Here is a 20161-nt window from a genome sequence, read left to right as displayed (position 1 = left end):
ACCCGATGAGCACCTTCACCTACGACGCACTGCCCGGCCGGGTCGTGTTCGGGCCGGGCGTCGCACGCACTGGACTGCTGGCCGAGGTCGACGCCTTCGGGGCGAAGCGGATCCTGCTCATCGCGGGCGGTACGGAGACGGAGCTGGCGCGCGAGCTGTGTGCCCCGTTCGCCGGCCGGGTCGCGGCCACGTTCGCCGGGGTACGCCCGCACGTCCCGGTCGAGGTCGCCGAGCGCGCCCGCGAGGCGGCGGTCGGGGCCGACCTGGTGCTCTCGGTGGGCGGCGGATCGACCACCGGCACCGCCAAAGCGGTCGCGCTGACGACGGGACTGCCGATCGTGGCCGTGCCCACCACGTACGCGGGCTCCGAGGTCACCCCCGTATGGGGCCTGACCGAGGGTTCCCGCAAGACCACCGGCACGGACCCACGAGTGCTCCCCCGGACCGTCGTCTACGACCCCGAGCTGACGCTCACGCTCCCCGCCGACCTGTCGGTGGCCAGCGGCCTCAACGCCATGGCCCACTGCGTCGAGGCGTTCTGGGCCCCGCGCCGCAACCCGGTCTCCAGCGCCGTCGCCGAGGACGGCATCCGCCACCTCGCGGCCGGCCTCCCCGCAGTCGCCGCCGCCCCGGCCGACGGCGGCGCACGGGCCGACCTGCTCCTCGGCGCGTATCTCGCGGGGTCAGCGTTCGCTGTCGCCGGGTCGGGCCTCCACCACAAGATCTGCCACGTGCTCGGTGGCGCGTACGACCTGCCGCACGCCCGGACGCACGCGATCGTGCTCCCGCACGTGCTGGCCTTCAACGCCCCGTACGCGCCCGAGGCCGCCGCCCGGATCGCCGACGCGCTCGGCCGACGGGACGCGGTCGGCGGGCTCCGCGAGCTCGGCGAACGGCTCGGTGTACCGGCCGGCCTGCGCGAACTCGGCCTGAGGGAGGGCGACTTGGACACCGTCCTCGACGAGATCCTCGCGCTCGCCCCCGCCGACAACCCGCACCCCGTCACACCCGCCGGGCTCCGGTCGCTGCTGCACGGCGCCTGGTCCGGCACCGCCCCCGCGAGGGAGGACACATGACCAGCGAGCGCCCCGTACCCGCCGACGAACGGGAGCAGGCGGTGACCGACGAGGTCGTCGCCAGCTTCGACGGGACCGCAGACCCTCGGCTCCGTGAGGTCATGCAGAGCCTGGTCCGGCACCTGCACTCCTTCGCGCGGGACGTCCGGCTCAGCGAGCGGGAGTGGGAGGCGGCGATCGAGTTCCTCACCCGCGCCGGGCACATCACCGACGACCGGCGCCAGGAGTTCGTGCTGCTGTCCGACGTGCTCGGCCTCTCCATGCTGGCCGTCGCGATCAACGAGCCGAAGACACCCGGAGCTACCGAGGCGACGGTGTTCGGGCCGTTCTTCGTCGACGACGCCCCTGAGGTCGCGCTCGGCGGAGACCTCGCGGGCGGGGCGCCAGGAACACCGTGCTACGTATCGGGGCAGGTGCGCTCCGCGGACGGAACTCCCCTCGGGGGCACGCGACTTGACGTCTGGGGCGCGGACGGGGACGGCTTCTACGACGTCCAGTACGACGGCAACCGCACGGCCGGAAGGGGTTGGCTGCGCACCGGACCCGACGGCACGTACCGCTTCTGGACGGTCCTGCCGACCCCGTACCCGATCCCGCACGACGGACCGGTCGGCGAGCTGCTCACCGCGTCGGGACGCGGGCCGATGCGGCCCGCACACCTGCACTTCAAGGCCACCGCACCAGACCACCGCACGCTGATCACCCACATCTTCGTGGCGGGCGACCCCTACCTCGACCGCGACGCCGTCTTCGGCGTGAAGAACAGCCTCGTCGTCGAGGCCGACCACCACAACTCCGGGCGGGCGCCCGACGGTTCACTCCCCGAAGGGGCTTGGGCGAGTATGCGGTTCGACTTGGTGCTTGCTCCTGGGGAGGACGACTGAGCGTCACGGAAACGCCCCGGCGAAGAGTCCGACAAGACCCTCGCCGGGGGCAACCCCAAGAACTACTTGCCCGTTCCGCCCAGGTGCGCCGCCCACGGGTAGTAGACGAAGTCGAACGCCGCCGGTGCGCCGGTGATTCTGCTGCCGAGCCATACGTCGTTCGTCAGCTGGAGGCCGGAGAACATCGGGTTCATCTCCTCGTGCAGCTTCTTCTCCATCTCCACGACCAGTTGGGCGCGGGCGTGGTCGTCCTTCTCGCCGATCGCCTTCGCGTACAGGCCGTCGATGCCCTTGTAGCCGGACTGGTTGAACGTGCCGCCGGTCACCGCGGTGAGGCCGAGCCAGTCGAGCGGGTTGGGGATGTTCGGCCAGAACTGGGTGTAGAGCAGGTCGGTGTCGCCGCGGGTGGCCGGGTCGTACAGGTAGTTCGAGTAGCCGGTCGCGGGGACGACGTCGAGCTTGAACTTCAGGCCGATCTTGTCGGCCGCGTCCTTGATGCCGACGCCCAGTTGCTGCGTCTCCGCCTGCTGCGGGACGACGAGGCTGATCTGCTTCTTCTTCACGTCGGCCGGGACGCCGGCGAGCAGCTTCTTCGCCGCGTCGATCTTCGGGGTGCCGTCGGTCTTCACCGAGTCCGCGTACTCGCTCAGCTCGTCCTTCGCGAAGCCGTACACGGCCGGAACGGTCTGCAGCGAGGCGGGAGTTCCCTCACCCGCGTACACCTGCTTGCCGATGCCCTTCCAGTCGATGGCCATCTGGAGCGCCTTGCGTACGTCGGCGTTGCCCATCGCGCCCTTGTCGTTCGCGACGACGAGCGTGACGGCCAGGGGTGCGGGGCCCGAGTAGAGCTTGCCCGCCGACGACGCCCGCAGCTGGGTAAGGCCGGCGGTCGGCGGCTGGTACGTGCCGTCGATCTGGCCCGAGAGCAGGCCGGAGGTGATCGCGGAGTCGTCGGTGAGGAACGTGAAGTCGATGTTCTTCACCTTCCGCGGCAGCGACTTGTTCCAGTAACCGTCGTAGCGGCTCGCGGTGATGGACTGGCCGCGCTTCCACTTGGCGAACTTGTACGGGCCGGTGCACATGACGCCGACGCCGGGCGTGCCGACCTTCTTGCCGTGCTTCTCGTAGAACTTCTTCTGCACGACGACACCTGCGTAGCTGGCCAGTTCGTCGTTGAACATGTAGTCGGGCTTCTTGAGTCTGACGGTCACCTCGTCGGTGCCCGTCTTCGCTATGGAGGCGACGTTCTTGTACAGGTAGCCGTAGAAGCCCGAGGCCTTCGTCATGTTGTGGTTCATGCTCCAGACCACGTCGTCGGCGGTCATCGGGGAGCCGTCCCAGAAGGTGACACCGCTGCGCAGCTTGTAGACCCAGGTCTTCGGGTCGGGGTTCTCGTACGAGGTCGCCAGGTTGGGCTTGATCTTGAAGTCGGGTGTCTGGGCGAACAGGGTCTCGCACATGTTCGAGTTGATCATGTTGGGCGTGTAGTCGGCCGACTGGAAGGGGTCGACGGTCTGCGGCTCGCCCTGGAAGACATTCCAGGTGATCTTGTCGACCGAGCCCTTGCCGGCCGGCGTGAGGGTCGTCAGCGCCTCGGACGACTTGGCCGCGTCTCCGGCGGAGCCGCCGCCGGAGCCGGAGCAGCCCGCCAGTACGAGGGTGGTGGCGGCGACAGCGGCGAGGGCGGATGTGCGTCTACGGGGTGTGGGCATGGCTACTCAGCTCCTGGTGAGTGGGCGGCGGTGAGGGTTTCCGGGTCCCACCCGCCGCGCGGGACGCTGTCGCGCAGCAGGCGGGTGTAGGGGTCCTGCGGGTGGTCGAGCACGTCGGCGGTGGGCCCTTGCTCGACGACCGCGCCGTGCCGCATGACGATCGTGTCGTCGGTGACCTGGCGGATGACGGCGAGGTCGTGGCTGATGAACAGGTAGCTCACGCCACGCTTGCGTCGGATGTCCGAGAGCAGGTTGAGGATCTGCGCCTGGATCGACACGTCCAGGGCGGACACGGCCTCGTCGAGGATGAGGATGTCCGGGTCGGCGGCCAACGCGCGGGCGATGGCGACGCGTTGGCGCTGCCCGCCGGACAGTGATCTCGGCAGGGCGGCGAGCTGCCGGTCGTCGAGGCCGACGAGTTCGGCGAGTTCGCGCACGCGCGTCCGGGTCTCCTCGCGGCCGGGCCGGGCGTGCACGCCGACGACTTCCGCGAGGCAGTCGCCGACGCGCTGGCGGCGGTCGAGCGAGGTGTACGGGTCCTGGAAGACGATCTGGATGTCCCGGCCCCGTTGACGCCGGCTGCGGGCGGAACGCGCCGGAGCGGTACGGTCCTCGCCCCGGAACGTGATGCGGCCGCCGGAGGGACGCTCCAGGCCGATGATCATGCGTGCCGTGGTCGTCTTGCCGGAGCCGGACTCACCGACGATGCCGAGGGAACCACCGGGCGCCAGGGCGAAGCTCACGTCGGCGACCGCGGTCGCCTGGGCACGGCCATGGCCGAACGTCTTGGTCAGGTGCTCGACCACGAGCAGCGGTTCGGTCATCGCTGGGCCTCCTCGTTCGTAGCGGAGCCGACGTACGGTTGCGACTGCGGTTGCGACTGCGGTTGCGACTGCGGTTGCGGTTGCGGTTGCGGTTGCGACTGCGGCATCAACTGGCCGCGCAGGTCCGGCATTTGGACGCACCGGGTCTGCCCCGGACCGATCCGCAGCAGGGGCGGCACTCCGGCCAGGCAGTCGTCCTGCGCGAAGGAACAGCGCGGCGCGAACGCGCAGCCGTCCGGTGCCTCGTACGCGGTCGTCGGATGACCGCTGATCGCGGGCAGCCGGTCGACGCGGCGGTCGATCTCGGGCCGCGCCCGCACCAGTGCGGCGGTGTACGGGTGGAGCGGGTCCTCGTGCAGCCGCACCGACGCCTGTCGCTCCATGACCTGGCCCGCGTACAGCACGATCGTCTCGTCGCACACGGCTCCGGCGAGCTCCAGGTCGTGCGTGATGAAAAGCATGGCCATGCCGTACTCGCGCTGCATGCGCCGCAGGATCGCCATCACCTCGGCCTGGGTGGTGACGTCGAGCGCGGTCGTCGGCTCGTCCGCGAGGATGAGCCGGGGCCGCGCTGCGACGGCCGCGGCGATCATCACGCGTTGCAGCAGACCGCCGGAGAGTTCATGCGGGTACTGGCGCAGCCGCCGCTCCGGGTCCCCGATCCCGACCTCGGCGAGCAGCTCCTGGGCGCGCTTGCGGGCGGCGGCCTTCGGCATCCGGTCGTTGACCCGCATCGCCTCGGTGAGGAAGTCACCGATGGTGCGTACGGGGTTCGTGTACGCCCGCGCGTCCTGGAAGATCATCGCGACGTCCTTGGCCCGGTAGGACCGCAGGGCGTCGGCGCGCAGGTCGAACACGTCGGCGCCGTCGAAGCGGACGCCACCTCGGACGTCGGCGCCGTCGGGGAGCAGGCGCGCGACGGTGCGTACCGTCATCGACTTGCCCGAGCCCGACTCACCGACAAGGCCGAGTGTGCTGCCGCGGTCGAGCGAGAACGAGACGTCGCGCAGTACGGTGCGCAGCTCGCCCGCGACCGGCAACTTGACTGTCAGATCCTCGACTTGGAGAAGTGCGTTCACGAGCGGGCCTCCCAGCGCTCCGTGAGCCGGTCGCCGAGCATGTTCACGGCGCCGACGGTGATGACGATGAGCGCGCTGGCGAACAGCGCTTCCTGCGGGTGCTGTTGGAGCACACCGGCCATGCCGGTGCCGACCATCGCGCCCCAGTCCGAGGTCGGCGGCTGCACCCCGAGGCCGATGAAGGAGAGGCCCGCGAGGTCCATGAGCGCGAACCCGAAGGCGAGGGTGGCGTTGGCGACGATCAGGCCGCCCACGTTGGGCAGGATGTGCCCGAGCGCGATCCGCAGCCCGTGCACGCCCTGCACCTGGAGCGCCGCGATGTAGGGCAGGTTGCGTTCGCGCAGCGCCGCGCTCCGTACGATCCGTGCGATGTACGGGACGTACGCGACGGAGAGCGCCACGACGGCGGCCGGCAGACCGGAGCCGAACAGGGCGGTCGCCAGGATCGCGAGGAGCAGACCGGGGAAGGCGAACACCGCGTCGACGACCCGGACCACCAGCTGGTCGAACCAGCCGCCGAACCACACGGCCGCGAGCGCGAGGACCGTACCGAGGAGCGTCGAGACCGCCACGACGAGGAACGGTCCGATCAGCGCGGTGCGGGACCCGTGGAAGAGGCGGGACAGCAGGTCACGGCCGCTCGCGTCGGTGCCGAGGAGATGCGCGCCGCTCGAACCCTGGTACGCGCCGGACAGGTCGACGGCGTTCGGTCCCTGCGGGGAGAGGAGCGGCGCGAGGAGTGCGCCGCAGACGACGAGCCCGAGGAGGACGATCGCCACCCAGCCGGTCGTGCCGATGCCGCTGGTCCCCCGCGTCGCCCGCCGGCCGGCCTTGCGGGCTCCGGTCCGGCGTACCGCGGTCGCTGTCGTACTCATGAGTCCTTCTTCCCGATCGACACCCGCGGGTCGAGCAGTGTGTAGGCGATGTCGATGAGGGTGTTCAGCACGATGAAGGCGGCGACGTACACCAGGCAGATCGCCTGGACGACGGGGAAGTCCTTCTGCTGGACCGAGCTGACGAGGAACTGGCCGAGCCCGCCCAGCTGGAAGACCTGCTCCACGACGACGCTGCCCGCGATGAGGCCCGCGACGGTGAGACCGGCGACGGTGAGCACCGGCATCGCGGCGTTGCGCATCACGTGTCTGCGGACGACGGTCCTGCGGGGCAGTCCGCGGCTGATCGCCGTCTGCACGTGGTCGGCGGACAGCTCCGCGCGGACCGCGGTCTGGGCGAGCCGCGCGACGAACGCGACGGACGCGAGCGCGAGGGCGAGCGACGGAAGCACCATGTGGTAGACGGCGTCGAGGCCCGATCCGCCGGCGCCGAACACCGGGAACCACTCCAACTGGACGGCGAACACGACGATCAGGACGACCGCTCCGACGAAGGTCGGCACCGCCATCACGCCCGTCGCGGCCGCCATCGCGGACCGGGAGAACCAGCCGGGCCTGAGTCCGGCCATCGTGCCGATGGCCAGGCCGAGCACCAGGACGATCGCCGCGGCCATGAGGACGAGCAGCGTGGTCACCGAGGCGCGGCCGCCGACAAGCGTCGACACGGGCTGGTTGTAGATGATCGAGGTACCGAAGTCGCCGTGCACCACATCACCGAGCCAGCGCAGGTACTGCTGCCAGATGGAGTCGTCGAGGTGGTACTCGGCCTTGATCTCGGCGACGGCCTCGGGGCTCATGGTGCGCCCGTGCGTGAGATATGTGAGCGGGCTGCCCGGCGCGGCGTAGAGCGCCCCGAAGACGACCAGGCTCGCGATGAACAGGGTCGCCACAAGGCCCGCGACGCGCACGGCGACGAACCGCGCCATCGCCCCGCCGGGCCGCCGCTTCACCTTGGCCTGCGCCTGCCCCGAGGGCACGGGCGCCGACATGATCGCGTCACTCATCGGTTCACCTCCGGCTCTACGTGATGGACCGGCTCTACGTGATGGGCCGCGTCCACGTGATGGACCGCGCGGCCGCCCACGACCGTGCGCAGCACGCGCGCGTGGAGCAGTTCGTCGAGCGGCCGGGCGAAGATGTCCCGGTCAAGCACGATGAAGTCGGCGTACAGCCCTTCGGAGATACGGCCGTGCAGGTGCTCGGAGCGGCTCGCCCAGGCGGCGTCGCGGGTGGCGTGCACGATCGCGGCGGCCAACGGCAGGGCGTAGTGCGCGAGGTTGGCGGGCAGCGACGGGTCGAGGGCCGAGCGCCGGGTCGCCGCGATGAACATGTTGGGCAGCGGCGCGTGCGGCGAGGTCGGGGAGTCGGTGCCGAGCGCGAGCGTGGCCCCGGCGTCGGTCAACTCGGGCCAGGGGAAGCCGCGTTCGACCCGTTCGTCACCGAGTACGCGCCGCCAGTTCTCCTGGACGGCCGGGTCGGCGTGCACGGGCTGCATGCTCGCCGTGATGCCGAGCGCCGCGAGCCGGTCGATGTCCGCGCGGTCGACGACTTCGAGATGTTCGATGCGGTGGCGGCGCTCCTTGGGGCCGTTGAGCGCCACGGCCTGCTCGACGGCGCCGATCGCGACGCGGGTCGCCTCGTCCCCGATGGCGTGCATGGCGACCTGGAGCCCGGCGGCGTCGGCGGCGGCCACCACCGGGGCGAGTTCGGCGAGGCTCCAGATCGGGTCGGCGTTGGTGCCGTCCACGTAGGGCTTGCCGAGCGACGCGGTGCAGCCGTCCACCGTGCCGTCGACCATGACCTTGATGCCGGTCACGCGCAGGAACGGGGTGGCGTGGTGGGCGGCGAGTGCGACGGCACGCTCGACCTGGGCGAGGTTCCTGGCCTTGTCGCCGGTGGGCTGGACGCGCCAGAACGCGCCGATGCGCGTGGTCAGGGTGCCTGCCGCGTCGGCCCGGCGCATCGCCGCGTAGTCGTCCTCGCCTAGCGCCATCTCGGTCGAGCCGACGACCCCGGACTCGGCGTACGCGGCGAGGGCGACGGCCAGGGCCTCGTCGCGGTCGGCGTCCGTGCTGAAGCCGTCGAGCACCGGCCATACGAGGTGGTGCATCGCGGTCTCGTCGACCAGGCCGGTGGCCGCGCCGCCCGCGCCGCGGTGGACGGTTCCGCCGGGCGGCGACGGCGTGCTGTCGTCGATGCCGACCTCGGCGAGGGCCGCCGAGTTCAGCCAGATCGAGTGGAAGTCGTAGGCCTGCGCGTACACGGGCCGGTCGGCGACGACCGCGTCGAGCATGCCGCGATCGGGCAGCCGGCCGCCGGGTATGTCCCCGTGCTTCCACCCGGTGGCGAGTACGCGAGGGGCGTCGGGGTTGTCCTCGGCCCACGTGCGGATGCGCCGCTGGATCTCCGCCACCGAGTTGGCGCCCCAGAGGTCGACCTGCCCGGCCGCCTCGCCGGTGCCGACCACGTGCGCGTGGCCGTCGACGAATCCGGGCAGGACGGTCGCGCCGTCGAGGTCGTGGATCAGGGCGTCAGGACCGGCCACCCGTAGCGCGGTGGCGTCGTCGCCGACGTAGGCGATCCGGTCGCCCACCACCACGAGTGACTCGGCCCAGGGGCGCCGGTCGGAGGTGAAGACGCGGGCGTTTCGATAAAGGTGAACGGGTCGGTTCACGTCGTTGTGCATCGGGATCCTCAGAACTGTCAGAACTGGTCGAGACCCTCGCGGGCCGCGGTGTCGGGGTTGCCCGCCCAGTACTGGAGGGCGAAGCCGGGCAGGTCGAGAGCGGCCGTGAGCAACGTGCCCCACTGCTCATGGCCCGGCATGGACGCGTCGGCGTGTACGCACACCACCGCGTCGGCGCCGTCACCGCCGCAGAAGGCGGCCGCGCGCTCGGGCGCGGCGCGGCCGGTCATGTCGCCGCGCACAGCGCGCGCGTGGAGGTAGCGCTCGGCCGACGCCGACGCCGGGGTACCGGCGTCCCCTTCGGCGAGCGCGGCGTCGAGAAAGTGGTTCGTGTGGACGACCCAGCCGTCGGTGTCCGGTCGCACCACGGCGATCCCGGCGGGCGACATCTCGATGGACGCCGCTTCGGCGTGACCGTCCCGGAAGGTCGCGACGGTCAGCACGGTGGAGGCGCTCAGGCGCGCGGAGGCGACGAGGTCGCGGGCCTCCGCCACGGTCGTCGCCTCTTCGAGGACGCGACGCGCGACGGCATGGACGGGTACGCCGCCGCCGGCGTGGTCGGAGCGGTGCCGCAGGATGTTGAAGTGCAGGCCGAGGCCCGCGTCGTTCACCCCGATCTTCGCGCCCGCGCCGAACTCGGTGAACAGCTTCACCCGGCGCCGGTCCGCGGTCACGAGGGACAGCAGGAGCCCGTCCGGGGTGAGCGCGTCGTGCCAGTCCCACGTCTGGATCGTCTCGGGCGGCCCGCCGGAGGGCGGTACGTGCACGGCGGTCGTGCACTCGCCCTTTCCGGGCACGGGCGCGGCGGCGAGCACTTCGGTGCGTGCGCCGACCGCGGCCACCTGCCACGGCTCGATCCCCACGGCCTCGGCGATCGCGTCGGACTCCTCGGCCAGAGCCGGGGCCCAGGCGCGCAAGGCCTCGTGGCTACGGGCGACGATGTCGCGGGCAGTCGGCTCCGGGATGCCCAGAACGTTGAAATGCGCCAGGTAGCGGGCGCTGACGTCCCGCACCTGGTCCGCGTATCGGATACCGATCTCGCGTCCACGCTCGTGGGAGTCGGTGGTGGTGGTGCGCAGTGAGTGCAGCTTCATGGTGGCGTTGTCCGACCTTTGCTTGTGATGCCCATCACAGCTGGGGGCGGTCGATACGCTAGGGAGGTAAAACGTTTAATACAACGGCCTGTTCGCAGCTGAATTTCACCCGGACTCGGGAGGTCGCCGTGGCGCGGTCGAAGGGCATCACCATCCGCGATGTGGCCAAGCGCGCGGGTGTCTCCGTCGCGGCGGTCTCGATGGCGCTCAACGGCACCGGGACGCTGAGCGCGGCCACGCGCCTGCGTGTCCGGGCCGTCGCCGAGGAGATGGACTACCAGGCCGACGCCCTCGCGCGCGGCCTGCGCCGTTCGTCGGTCGGGGCGATCGGGCTCGTCATGCGGTCACTTGACTCGCTGGGCGAGTACGCGCCGCGCGGCGTCGACGTGTTCACCCGCTACATCGGCGCCATCTCGGCCCAGGCGATGGACCGCGGCCTCAGCGTGATGCTCGTCCCCGACCCGACGAAGCGGCCAACTCCCCCACTGGCGCTGTCCCTTGACGGCTACATCGTGATGATGCCGCACCTGGACGACCCGGTGGTCGCGCTCCTCGAACGGCGCGGGATCCCGTACGCGACCCTGGCACGCGACCCCGGCCGCCCGGACTTCACCGACTGGGCCACGGAGGACGAGGCCACATACTTCGGGCGCGTCTACGAGCACTTCATCGCGAACGGCGCCCGGTCGATCGTGCTGCTGCGCGGCACCGACCCCAACGCGTGGAACATCGACAGCGAAGCGACGTACCGCGCATGGTGCGAGAGCACCGGGATGACACCGCGCGTCTACAAGTCGGCCGAGCGCGCGGGCGAGAGCGGCGGCGAGACCGTCGCGCACACGATCGTGGACGACGGGATCCCGGACGCGATCCTGTGCCATACGGGCCGCCAGGCGGCCGGAGTGCTCGTCGGCCTCACGGCTCGCGGCGTCGCCGTACCCGACCGGACGATGCTCGCCGCGGCCTCCGACTCCGAGCACACCCGGCACAGCCGGCCCGCCATCTCGGCGGTCGAACTCCACGCCGCGGAGACGACGTTGGCGCTGCTCGACCTCCTCCAGGCACGCATCGCGGGCGAGCCGAGCGCGGGACCGGTCCTGACGACGGCCCGCTTCCGGGTCCGCGCGTCGTCGCGCCGCACCCACTGAACTGCTTGACGTGTCGAGCCTGCCGTCGAGGCTCCCGTCAGCGCGTGACCTCCCGCCCGCCTTGCGGCCGCTCGTCAACCACCTTGCCCTGTACGGGTGTTGAGTCGACATCCGGATCGCTGGCGCACCGCTCCGCCGAGCCGATGTCGTCGAGTGTGACCGAGCGGGTCTCCTTGGCGATGAGGGAGGCGGTCAGGGAGATCGCGCCCATCACGGCGAGGTAGGCGCCGATCGCGTAGCCCGTGCCGAACTCCGCGTACAGCGCGAGCGCGATGATCGGTGCCAGGGAACCCGCGAGCACCGAGGCCAGGTTGTAGGCGAGGGAGACGCCGGAGTAGCGGATCTCTGTGGGGAACAGCTCGGAGAAGAACGCGCCGATCACCGAGCTGTACGCGGCGAAGATCAGCAGACCGCCCACCACCGCGGTGATGATCGCGGCCGTGTCGCGGGTGTCGAGGAGCGCGAAGAACGCGAAGGCCCACACGATCGTGGCCGCCGAGGCGGTGAGGTAGATCGGGCGGCGTCCTATGCGGTCCGCGAGCATCGCGAAGAGGGGGATGGTCACCACGGCGACGCCCTGACCGATCATCACGGCCGTCAGGGCTGTGGAGTTGGGCAGCTTCAGCATCTTGGTGACGTACGTGATGACAAGCAGGGAGTAGATGTAGAAGCCGGCGTTCTCGCCGAAGCGGGTCGCCGCCGCGAGGAGCACCGCACGCCAGTGGTGGCGGATCACCACCCCGGCGGGCAGCGCCTTCGGCCTGTCCTCCTTCGCAGCTGCCGACTGCTCGAAGAGAGGGGTCTCGGCGATGTAGAGCCGCAGCCACAGGCCGACCAGGACGAGCAACGCGGACAGGGCGAAGGCGATGCGCCAACCCCAGTCCAGGAACGCCTCCTCCGGCATCAGCACCCCGAGCAGGGCCAGGGCCCCGGCCGCGAGCAGGTTGCCGAGTGGCGGGCCGACGTTGGGCCAGGAGGACCAGAACGCCCGCCGTCCGCTGTCGCCGTGCTCCGAGACGAGCAGGACGGCACCGCCCCACTCACCGCCGAGGGCGAACCCCTGCACCAGGCGGCACACGACGAGCAGGATCGGTGCGGCTGCGCCGATGGTCGCGTACCCCGGAAGGAGCGCGATGAGGAAGGTGGAGGCGCCCATCAGGACGAGGCTGGCGATCAGTGTGGTGCGGCGGCCCTTGCGGTCGCCGTAGTGGCCGAGGACGGCGGCACCGACCGGGCGGGCGATGAAGCCGACCGCGTATGTGGCGAACGCCAGCATCGTGCCGACGACCGGGTCGGACGCGGGGAAGAACAGCTTGTTGAACACCAGCGCGGAGGCGGTGCCGTAGAGGAAGAAGTCGTACCACTCGATCGCGGTGCCGATGAGGCTGGAGCCGGCGATCATGGGCAGGCTGGTGTGGGCTTCGCGCTTGTTGGTTCGAGCGGGGGCATGTGCCATGTCGACTCCTGGGGCCGAAGTCCGAAGCGTCAGGACTGCTGTCCTGACCAGGGGCGCGGGCGGATGCCCGGCGGCGCCTCGGTGGCTGTTGCGGCAGCCACCGAGGCACACCGATGCCCGGGGCATCCGCGAACTGGGGTTTCCGGAGGGCGAGTTGAGCCCATCCGATGAGACGAACCGGTGAGACGTACCGGTGAGGCGAACCGGTCAGAAGAACCGGTCAGGTGACTCGGTGAGCGGGACCGGTCAGAAGAACCACTGGACGGGCTCGTGCCCGCGCTCGGCGATGTCACTGAACTTGCCGCCGAGGAAGCCGAGCGGCGCACCGTCGCGTTCGCACACGTCGAGCACCTCGCCGATGACGACGATGTGGTCACCGGCCGTGAAGTGCCGCTCGACCGCGCACTCCAGATGCGCGAACGCGTCCGGGATGACGGGGACTTGATGCCGGCCGTGGATGACGTCGAGGCCCTGGAAGTGGTCGGCGCCGCGTTTGGCGAAGCGCATCGCGAGGTGTTCCTGGCGGGCGGAGAGGATGTTGACCGCGAACCGCCCCGAGGAGGTGACGGCCTCGGTGGTGCGGGCACCGGTGGTGAGGCACACCAGGAGGAGGGGCGGTTGAAGGGAGACGGAGGTCAGCGAGTTGACGGTCATGCCGTGCGGTGTGCCGTCGACGCTCGTGGTGACCACCGCGACTCCGGTGGCGAAGCGGCCCATCGTGCGGCGCATCGCCATGGGGTCCACGGCTGAGACCGGGGAGGTGGGAGTGGCCATGGGGACTCTCCAGGTTCGGTTCAGGCGGTGCGGTAGCGGACCTCGAAGGTCACGACGCCCTCGTCGGTGCGCCACGGTCCGTGCGGCATGCCCGGCGGGCGGCAGGCGTACTGGCCCGCGCTGAAGGTCTGATCGAGGGTGAGGTCGTGGAAGGAGCCCTCCAGGATGTAGACCTCCTCCCAGAAGTCGTGCTTCTGGACGCCCATCGGGGTGGAGTCGGCGCCCGGCTCGTAGCGCAGGATGCGGGTGGCGACGCCGCTCTCGGGGTCCTTGGCGAGGATCCGCTCGGTGATCTTCGGGTCGTCTCCGGGGCAGACCGTGAAGGGGACCCCGGCGACCGGGAAGAACTCGTACTCGGGTTTGCTCATGGTGGGTTGCTCCTGGTGGTGCGGGAAACGGGCGCGGTGCTCAGGCGGGCGTGGTCAGGCGGGCATGGTCAGGCGGGCGTGGTCTCCAGGCCGTATCCGGCCAGGAAGGCGTCGACGTCGGCGAGCGGGCCGTCGAAGCCGTAGTTGCGGAAGGCGTAGCCCTTCACCACGAACGGGGCGCCCGCGTAGAAGAGTTCGTACTGGTGGTGGCGGCCGGCGAACTCGCTGCCGACCGCGTCCCAGGCGAGCTTGAACAGCTTCACGCGCTGCTCCGCGTCGGCGTTGGGGCTGTGCACATAGCGGTCGATGTCGGCGCGTGACTCGGGGTTGGTCATGTCGGCGACGCTGGACGGGACTTGGAGGACGCCGCCGCCGACCAGGTCGCGCAGGATGGCGAGCACGCGCGGGTAGAGCTCTGACTGCAGACCCATCGCGCCGTACACCGCACGCGCGCCGGGACGCCACAGGCCCTGCTCGTCCGGCTCGGCGGTGTACTCGGCAGCGAGCACACCCGACTCCACCAGCGAAGCCAGGCTGGCCAGTTCGCCGAGCTTCTCCACCACGCCGGGGAACTTGTCGACGCCGTTCACCGCGGCGACCTTGCGGGCGAGCCCGGCGAGGAACTGCAGCTTGACCGCGAACCGGTTCTGCGCCTGCCAGTTGCCGAGCACATGCGCGCCCGTGTCGAAGAACTGCCGCCGCAGACCGGCGACATCGCGGTAGACGAACAGCCGCTCCCACGGGATGAACACGTCGTCGAAGACGAGCAGGGCGTCGGTCTCGTCGAAGCGCGTGGTCAGCGGATAGTCGTACGCGCTGGACGCGGCGGGCGCGTACGGCCTGCGGCAGTACAGCTTGAGGCCCTCGGCGCCCACCGGCACGGCGAAGCTGAGCGCGAAGTCGGTGTCCTCGGGGCCGAGCGGCTTGATGCAGGACACGAAGATCTCGTCGGCGACCGCGCCGCCGGTGGCGAGCATCTGCGCGCCACGGACCACGATGCCGTCGGCCCGCTCCTCGGCGACGCCGACCTGCACGAGGTCGCCGTCCCAGGCGTGCGCGGTCGTGGCCCGCGAGACCTGCGGCGGGATGATCGCGTACGAGAGGTAGAGGTCCTCGTCGACGATGCGCTTCTGGTACGCGGCGACGTTGGCGGCGAAGTCGTGCTCACCGGCTGCCGAACCGGATGCGGAGCCTGCTGCGGAACCCGCTGCGGAACCGGCTGCCGAGGAGGAGTACGTGCCGAAGGCCTCCGGGTGCGCGGCGAACGCGGCGAAGAACGCGCCCACGTGGTCGGGGCTGCGTCCGACCCAGCCGTGCGTCTCCCGTGCCCAGGTGGTGGCGGCCTCGCGGTAGGCGGTGAGGTCCTCGCGGCTGCGCGGGGCGGTGAACAGGCGGTTGACGGTGGCGCCCGTGCCGGGGTCGGTCCGTGCGATGCCGGAGGCGGGGTCGGCCGCGGTGTCGAAGAGGCCCGCGACGGTCCTGGCTATCGGCGCGAACGCCGGGTGGTGGGCCACGTCCTGTACGGGTTCGCCGTCCACGAAGACGCGGCGCGCGTCCTTCAGGGAGGCGAGGTAGTCGGATCCGCTGCGCATCACATGCTCCTCAGCTTGGTCGCGTAACTGTGGGTCAGGGCAGTGCCGTTGGGGAGGTTCAGGCACACGCGCCAGTGGCTGCCGTGCGCGAACGCTCCGGTGAGCAGGGGGAAGGTGCCGCAGAACAGCACCAGGTCGCCGGTGACGTCGCCGAGTACGGCGGTCATCCGCTCCAGGAGTTCGGCGGGGTGCCGCAGGGTGGCGACGCTGCCCTCCTGGTAGGGCTGGTCGTCGACGGTGGACTCGGCGGCGATGCGGTCCCAAAGGAGGGCCGGAAGGTCGAGGCCCGGCAGATCAGGGCCGATCTCGACGACGGTGCCGCCGACGGGTTTGGGGCAGGCGGCCTTGGACGCCGCGATGTCGGCGCGTTCCAGGTCACGGTCGGTGTGGTCGGAGCCGACGGCCAGGAAGTGGCGGCCGCTGTGCCGGATCAGGACCGGTTCCACTTCGCCGGAGGTGGCGGGGCCCGCGACCTCGACCACCGCGTCGGTGGTGACCAGGCGGGGGTCGAGGTCGTAGAAGGCGGGCACGGACGCGGGCGGCGGTACGCCGATGGCGGCCAGCTCGGCGATGTGGTGGGCCACGGAGGCCTCGTCACGTGCGGTGTAGCCGGCGACGATCAGTCGCCGCGGGGAGAGTTCGAGTACCTCTCCGGTGCCGGCGACGTTCACGGTCGCCGGGCTCGGGCTTGCTTGTGTCACGGTCGCTTCCTCATCAGTCGGGGCGGGGTATCGCGCCGGGCATGGGCCAGTTGCGGTCGGCGAGTACGGGGAACTCGGCGCGCACGGCGTCGACCACGGCCGGGTCGACGTCGCAGAACGTGACGCCCTCCGAGGTTCCGGCCTCGGCGAGGACGGTGCCCCAGGGGTCCACCACCCGGCTGTGACCGCCGAGTTCGACGCCGCCGTCCTGGACGCCGACCGCGTTGCAGGCGATCAGCAGGACCTGTTCCTCGACCGCACGGCAGGTGGTGAAGAGGCGCCAGTGCTCGCGCCGGGCGGCGGGCCAGGCGGCCGGTACGACCACCGTCTTGGCGCCACGGTCCACGAGGCCGCGCCAGAGTTCGGGGAAGCGCAGGTCGTAGCAGGTGGTGGCGCCGATCGGACCGAGCTCGGTGTCGGCCACCTCCAACGCGTCGCCGGGGGTGAGGAGTTCGGCTTCCCGCGAGGCGTATCCGAAGACGTGCACCTTGCGGTAGGTGTGGGCGACCTGCCCGTCCGGGGCGATCAGGACGGCCGTGTTGAACAGCCGCCCTTCCGCGTCCCGTTCCACAATGCTGCCGAGGTGGACGTGCGCGCCGAGCTCCTTCGCCCAGGCCCGGCCGGCCTCCACGGTCGGCCCGTCGAGGGTTTCGGCCCGGTCGGTGTACGCGTCGAAGGCGAAGTATCCGGCCGCCCACAGCTCGGGGAGGACGACCAGGTCGGCTCCCCGGGCCTCGGCGACCATGCGGCCGACCCGCTCGCGCCGCTGCCGCGGCGACTCCTCGGGCGGGCTGGCCACCTGCAGCAGGGCGATCCTCATGCCTTCGCCTCCCGCACCCGGTAGGCGGGCAGTTCGGGGAGGTTGAGGGCGGCCAGGGTGCTCGACAGGTGCGCCGCGACGGCCTCCCCCGCACCTTCCGCCTCGCCCGCGCGGACCGCCTCGATGATCGCGCGATGCTCGGCGAGCACCGTACGCGCCCGGTGCTCGGTGCGCGCCACCGCCCGCAGTCCCATCCGGATCTGCCGGTCCCTGAGCGACTCGTAGAAGTCGGCCAGTACGGGGTTGCCCGCGTGCTGGACGATCGTCCGGTGGAAGACCCGGTCGCAGTCGATGAACGCGACCGGATCGTCGAGCAGAGCCTCCTGCTCGTCGACCAGACGCTCGAGCTCGGCTGCGAACTCCGGTTCAAGGGCGACCACTTGACGAATACAGAAGTCCTCGACGAGAGCCCGCGCCTGCATCACCGCCTGCACTTCGGTGTCCGAGATCGGCGGTACGAATGCGCCCTTCTTCGGCACGATCTGCACGAACCCCTCCGCCTCGAGGCGGAGCAGGGCCTCTCGCACCGGGGTGCGGGAGGTTCCGGCCTCCGTGGCGATTCCGGACTCGGTGAGGAAGGTGCCGTCGCGTCGCGGGAGCTGGGCTATGTGCCGCTTCAGCCAGTCATAGGTCACGTCCTGCGCTGAGCCCGACCTCGGACTCACGCCTTGTGCGCTGCTCATGGGCAGCATGTATACAAGCCGCCTACGAGCGGCACAAGTCCCGCCGCACAGACGGTTGTTGAAGCGCGAAATCCGTCGTCAAGGGCGCGGGATTCGCCTACGAGAAGGGGCTTGACCAGGCTGTTCGCGGCGCGGGAAACCGCGGTCGGCGCTCGTCGCGGCACTCCCGCAGCCCGTCGGCCAGGCGCGGCCGGCGGTGCGCGCGACCCCCTCGCCGCGCCGACGGAGGCGCCGGGAAACCGGTAGGGGAACAACCGGTCCGGCCTGCGCGGTTGCATCAGTCGGGGGCCGGCGCCTCGTACGGGGAACACGCCGATGACAACGTCGTCCGCTACACCAGGATCCGGCACCCAGAATCGCGGTACGCCCGCCGCACATACGAACCAAGACGTATTCCGCAGGAGGACTGCTCTCGATGACCGACCGCCCCTTGACCCTCATGGCAGTACACGCCCACCCCGACGACGAGGCCACCGGAACCGGCGGAGTGCTCGCGCGGTACGCGGCGGAAGGCATCCGCACGGTGCTCGTGACCTGTACCGACGGCCGTTGCGGTGACGGACCTGAGGGCGTCAAGCCCGACGATCCGGAACACGATCCGGCGGCCGTCGCCGCGATGCGCAGGCAAGAACTGGAGGCCAGCTGCGAGGTCCTGAAGATCAGCGATCTGGAGACGTTGGACTACGCCGACTCCGGGATGATGGGCTGGTCCAGCAACGACGCCCCGGGCTCCTTCTGGCGGACCCCTGTCGAGGAGGGCGCCGCCCGGCTCGCGGAACTCATGCGGCACTACCGCCCCGATGTGGTCGTCACCTATGACGAGAACGGCTTCTACGGTCACCCCGACCACATCCAGGCCAACCGCATCACGGTGGCGGCGCTGGAGATGACCGAGCTGACGCCGAAGGTGTACTGGACGACGATGCCCCGCTCGGGGATGCGGCGGTTCGGGGAGCTCATGCGCGAGCTCGACCCGAACATGCCGGAGCCGGACCCCGCTGAGGCCGCCGCGATGGCGAAGATAGGGCTCCCGGACGACGAGATCACCACGTGGGTGGACACGACCCCGTTCAGCGGCCAGAAGTTCGACTCGCTGGCCGCGCACGCCAGTCAGGGCGAGAACATCTTCTTCCTCAAGATGGGCAAGGAGAGGTTCGGCGAGCTCATGGGCATGGAGACCTTCGTACGCGTGCGGGACACCACCGGCGCACCGGTACCCGAGAACGACCTCTTCGCCGGACTGCGCTGACCCGACGGCCCGCGCACCCCCCAACCTCACCGCCTCACCCCCACCCCCTCACCGCCTCACCCCGAACGCCCCGCCGCTCCCTCTCCCTCGCGGCGGGGCGTTCGCATGTCCAACACGGTGGCCATATACCCCCCAGGGGTATATGGTTCCGATCAACGGCCTGGGCGGACAACGCCAGAAGCCGCCGCATCACGCACCCACGGGAGACGCCATGACGAACACGAAGCACTCCGGTCACGACCACACCAGCCACGCCGGCCACGCGGCCCACACGCCCCACGGCGGCACCCGCCCCGGCGGCCTCTCCGTCTCCGAGGACGGGTACACCCTCGAACTCGACTCGACGATCCGCACCGCCGGCGTGCAGCCGGTCAGCTTCCGGGTGGTCGGGCCCGACGGGCGGGCCGTGACCGAGTTCGTGCCCGAGCACGAGAAGGAGCTGCACTTCATCGCCGTACGGCGCGACACCGCCGGGTTCCAGCACGTGCATCCGGTGCGGGACGAGAAGGGCACCTGGAGCGTCGAACTGGCCCTGGAACCCGGGGACTGGAGGTTCTTCACCGACGTCCACCCGGCCGGCCACGACGGGACCATGACGCTGGGGATCGACGTCGCGGTGTCCGGACCGTACGACCCGCAGCCGCTTCCCGAGGCCACCGGGACCGCACTGATAGGCGAGTACAGCGTCGCGCTCGACGGCGAGCTCCGGCCCGCCGAGGCGAGCGAACTGACCCTCACCGTCAGCCGGAACGGCATACCCGTCACCGACCTCCAGCCCTACCTGGCCGCGTACGGACACCTCGTGGCGCTGCGGGTCGGCGACCTGGGCTACCTCCATGTCCACCCGGAGGGCGCACCCGGTGACGGGCACACCGCGCCGGGGCCCGAGATCTCCTTCATGGCGGTCGCGCCCACGGCCGGGACGTACCGCTTGTTCCTGGACTTCAAGCACGAGGACGTCGTACGGACGGCCGAGTTCACCGTACGAACCACCGCGGCTGGCCTGTTCGCCGGCCTCACACCGGAGAGCGTCGCCGGTGCGTAGGGACAACCCCGCCTGTACGCGCGGGCCACGGCCGCCACCCCGGGGCCGCGCCCCGCCCCACGCACACAGAAGGACAC

At 70.8% G+C, this 20161-nt stretch carries 19 protein-coding genes; 5 read left to right on the top strand and 14 right to left on the bottom strand.

The window, feature by feature from the left end; genetic code table 11:
* Positions 1–5 precede the first annotated feature (5 nt).
* A complete protein-coding gene (locus GUY60_RS01650) occupies positions 6–1076 on the top strand; it encodes a maleylacetate reductase (protein ID WP_161693016.1) in 1071 nt (356 codons plus the stop codon).
* Positions 1073–1960 (top strand): hydroxyquinol 1,2-dioxygenase, encoded by an 888-nt coding sequence (locus tag GUY60_RS01645; RefSeq protein WP_161693015.1) that lies wholly within the window; start codon positions 1073–1075, stop codon positions 1958–1960. Before GUY60_RS01650 ends, GUY60_RS01645 begins: the two co-directional genes overlap by 4 nt.
* Positions 1961–2022: 62 nt before the next feature.
* Here the strand turns inward: GUY60_RS01645 and GUY60_RS01640 are convergent, their stop codons facing one another.
* The 7 genes from GUY60_RS01640 to GUY60_RS01610 are packed head-to-tail and all read right to left on the bottom strand — an operon-like array spanning position 2023 to position 10248.
* On the bottom strand, positions 2023–3672 hold the full coding sequence (locus GUY60_RS01640; protein ID WP_161693014.1) for an ABC transporter substrate-binding protein: 1650 nt from the start codon (positions 3670–3672) through the stop codon (positions 2023–2025).
* 2 nt (positions 3673–3674) lie between these two features.
* Entirely contained in the window at positions 3675–4496 is an 822-nt protein-coding gene (locus GUY60_RS01635) for an ABC transporter ATP-binding protein (protein ID WP_161693013.1), read from the bottom strand.
* Positions 4493–5575 (bottom strand): ABC transporter ATP-binding protein, encoded by a 1083-nt coding sequence (locus tag GUY60_RS01630; RefSeq protein WP_161693012.1) that lies wholly within the window; start codon positions 5573–5575, stop codon positions 4493–4495. The genes GUY60_RS01635 and GUY60_RS01630 overlap by 4 nt, the downstream gene beginning before the upstream one ends.
* Complete coding sequence (locus tag GUY60_RS01625; protein WP_161693011.1) at positions 5572–6450, bottom strand: ABC transporter permease; 879 nt, start codon at positions 6448–6450, stop codon at positions 5572–5574. The genes GUY60_RS01630 and GUY60_RS01625 overlap by 4 nt, the downstream gene beginning before the upstream one ends.
* Positions 6447–7472 carry an ABC transporter permease gene (locus GUY60_RS01620; protein ID WP_246234138.1) on the bottom strand — a complete coding sequence of 342 codons (1026 nt, stop codon included), beginning with the start codon at positions 7470–7472 and terminating at the stop codon, positions 6447–6449. Before GUY60_RS01620 ends, GUY60_RS01625 begins: the two co-directional genes overlap by 4 nt.
* Positions 7469–9142 carry an amidohydrolase gene (locus GUY60_RS01615; RefSeq protein ID WP_312866145.1) on the bottom strand — a complete coding sequence of 558 codons (1674 nt, stop codon included), beginning with the start codon at positions 9140–9142 and terminating at the stop codon, positions 7469–7471. Before GUY60_RS01615 ends, GUY60_RS01620 begins: the two co-directional genes overlap by 4 nt.
* A 29-nt stretch (positions 9143–9171) precedes the next feature.
* Positions 9172–10248, bottom strand: a complete 1077-nt coding sequence (locus GUY60_RS01610; protein ID WP_161693009.1) for a C45 family autoproteolytic acyltransferase/hydrolase — start codon at positions 10246–10248, stop codon at positions 9172–9174.
* 128 nt (positions 10249–10376) lie between these two features.
* Here GUY60_RS01610 and GUY60_RS01605 point away from each other — a divergent pair, with 128 nt between their 5' ends.
* Positions 10377–11396, top strand: a complete 1020-nt coding sequence (locus tag GUY60_RS01605; protein ID WP_161693008.1) for a LacI family DNA-binding transcriptional regulator — start codon at positions 10377–10379, stop codon at positions 11394–11396.
* Positions 11397–11433: 37 nt separating this feature from the next.
* On the opposite strand, the gene GUY60_RS01600 is transcribed toward GUY60_RS01605, so the two are convergent.
* The 7 genes from GUY60_RS01600 to GUY60_RS01570 form a co-directional block, all read right to left on the bottom strand.
* The gene (locus tag GUY60_RS01600) at positions 11434–12852 is read right to left on the bottom strand and encodes an MFS transporter (RefSeq protein ID WP_161693007.1); all 1419 of its coding nucleotides are present in this window, start codon (positions 12850–12852) and stop codon (positions 11434–11436) included.
* Positions 12853–13098: 246 nt separating this feature from the next.
* Positions 13099–13626, bottom strand: coding sequence for a flavin reductase family protein (locus GUY60_RS01595; RefSeq protein ID WP_161693006.1), 528 nt, complete (start codon positions 13624–13626; stop codon positions 13099–13101).
* A gap of 20 nt (positions 13627–13646) precedes the next feature.
* Complete coding sequence (locus tag GUY60_RS01590; protein ID WP_161693005.1) at positions 13647–13994, bottom strand: cupin domain-containing protein; 348 nt, start codon at positions 13992–13994, stop codon at positions 13647–13649.
* 68 nt (positions 13995–14062) lie between these two features.
* Entirely contained in the window at positions 14063–15586 is a 1524-nt protein-coding gene (locus tag GUY60_RS01585) for a 4-hydroxyphenylacetate 3-hydroxylase family protein (protein ID WP_161693004.1), read from the bottom strand.
* Positions 15586–16287, bottom strand: a complete 702-nt coding sequence (locus GUY60_RS01580; RefSeq protein WP_161693003.1) for a DUF2848 family protein — start codon at positions 16285–16287, stop codon at positions 15586–15588. Before GUY60_RS01580 ends, GUY60_RS01585 begins: the two co-directional genes overlap by 1 nt.
* 13 nt (positions 16288–16300) lie before the next feature.
* Positions 16301–17107 (bottom strand): carbon-nitrogen family hydrolase, encoded by an 807-nt coding sequence (locus GUY60_RS01575; RefSeq protein ID WP_161693002.1) that lies wholly within the window; start codon positions 17105–17107, stop codon positions 16301–16303.
* Entirely contained in the window at positions 17104–17790 is a 687-nt protein-coding gene (locus GUY60_RS01570; RefSeq protein ID WP_161693001.1) for a GntR family transcriptional regulator, read from the bottom strand. Before GUY60_RS01570 ends, GUY60_RS01575 begins: the two co-directional genes overlap by 4 nt.
* A 415-nt stretch (positions 17791–18205) precedes the next feature.
* On the opposite strand from GUY60_RS01570, the gene GUY60_RS01565 reads away from it, so the two are divergent.
* A complete protein-coding gene (locus GUY60_RS01565; RefSeq protein ID WP_161693000.1) occupies positions 18206–19039 on the top strand; it encodes a PIG-L family deacetylase in 834 nt (277 codons plus the stop codon).
* Positions 19040–19250: 211 nt separating this feature from the next.
* Positions 19251–20084, top strand: coding sequence for a DUF8832 domain-containing protein (locus GUY60_RS01560; RefSeq protein ID WP_161692999.1), 834 nt, complete (start codon positions 19251–19253; stop codon positions 20082–20084).
* Positions 20085–20161 lie beyond the last annotated feature (77 nt).

It is taken from the genome of Streptomyces boluensis, from assembly GCF_009908195.1.
In the GTDB taxonomy this organism is placed as follows: domain Bacteria; phylum Actinomycetota; class Actinomycetes; order Streptomycetales; family Streptomycetaceae; genus Streptomyces; species Streptomyces boluensis.
Note: the sequence above shows the minus strand (reverse complement) of the source record. Positions and strands in the feature narration are given on the sequence as shown.

Excerpts from the sequence above, each read along its gene's own strand:
- GUY60_RS01650 (WP_161693016.1), top strand. The coding sequence starts at position 6 with ATGAGCACCTTCACCTACGACGCACTGCCCGGCCGGGTCGTGTTCGGG.
- GUY60_RS01645 (WP_161693015.1), top strand. The coding sequence starts at position 1,073 with ATGACCAGCGAGCGCCCCGTACCCGCCGACGAACGGGAGCAGGCGGTG.
- GUY60_RS01640 (WP_161693014.1), bottom strand. The coding sequence starts at position 3,672 with ATGCCCACACCCCGTAGACGCACATCCGCCCTCGCCGCTGTCGCCGCC.
- GUY60_RS01635 (WP_161693013.1), bottom strand. The coding sequence starts at position 4,496 with ATGACCGAACCGCTGCTCGTGGTCGAGCACCTGACCAAGACGTTCGGC.
- GUY60_RS01625 (WP_161693011.1), bottom strand. The coding sequence starts at position 6,450 with ATGAGTACGACAGCGACCGCGGTACGCCGGACCGGAGCCCGCAAGGCC.
- GUY60_RS01620 (WP_246234138.1), bottom strand. The coding sequence starts at position 7,472 with ATGAGTGACGCGATCATGTCGGCGCCCGTGCCCTCGGGGCAGGCGCAG.
- GUY60_RS01610 (WP_161693009.1), bottom strand. The coding sequence starts at position 10,248 with ATGAAGCTGCACTCACTGCGCACCACCACCACCGACTCCCACGAGCGT.
- GUY60_RS01600 (WP_161693007.1), bottom strand. The coding sequence starts at position 12,852 with ATGGCACATGCCCCCGCTCGAACCAACAAGCGCGAAGCCCACACCAGC.
- GUY60_RS01595 (WP_161693006.1), bottom strand. The coding sequence starts at position 13,626 with ATGGCCACTCCCACCTCCCCGGTCTCAGCCGTGGACCCCATGGCGATG.
- GUY60_RS01590 (WP_161693005.1), bottom strand. The coding sequence starts at position 13,994 with ATGAGCAAACCCGAGTACGAGTTCTTCCCGGTCGCCGGGGTCCCCTTC.
- GUY60_RS01585 (WP_161693004.1), bottom strand. The coding sequence starts at position 15,586 with ATGCGCAGCGGATCCGACTACCTCGCCTCCCTGAAGGACGCGCGCCGC.
- GUY60_RS01575 (WP_161693002.1), bottom strand. The coding sequence starts at position 17,107 with ATGAGGATCGCCCTGCTGCAGGTGGCCAGCCCGCCCGAGGAGTCGCCG.
- GUY60_RS01570 (WP_161693001.1), bottom strand. The coding sequence starts at position 17,790 with ATGAGCAGCGCACAAGGCGTGAGTCCGAGGTCGGGCTCAGCGCAGGAC.
- GUY60_RS01565 (WP_161693000.1), top strand. The coding sequence starts at position 18,206 with ATGACCGACCGCCCCTTGACCCTCATGGCAGTACACGCCCACCCCGAC.
- GUY60_RS01560 (WP_161692999.1), top strand. The coding sequence starts at position 19,251 with ATGACGAACACGAAGCACTCCGGTCACGACCACACCAGCCACGCCGGC.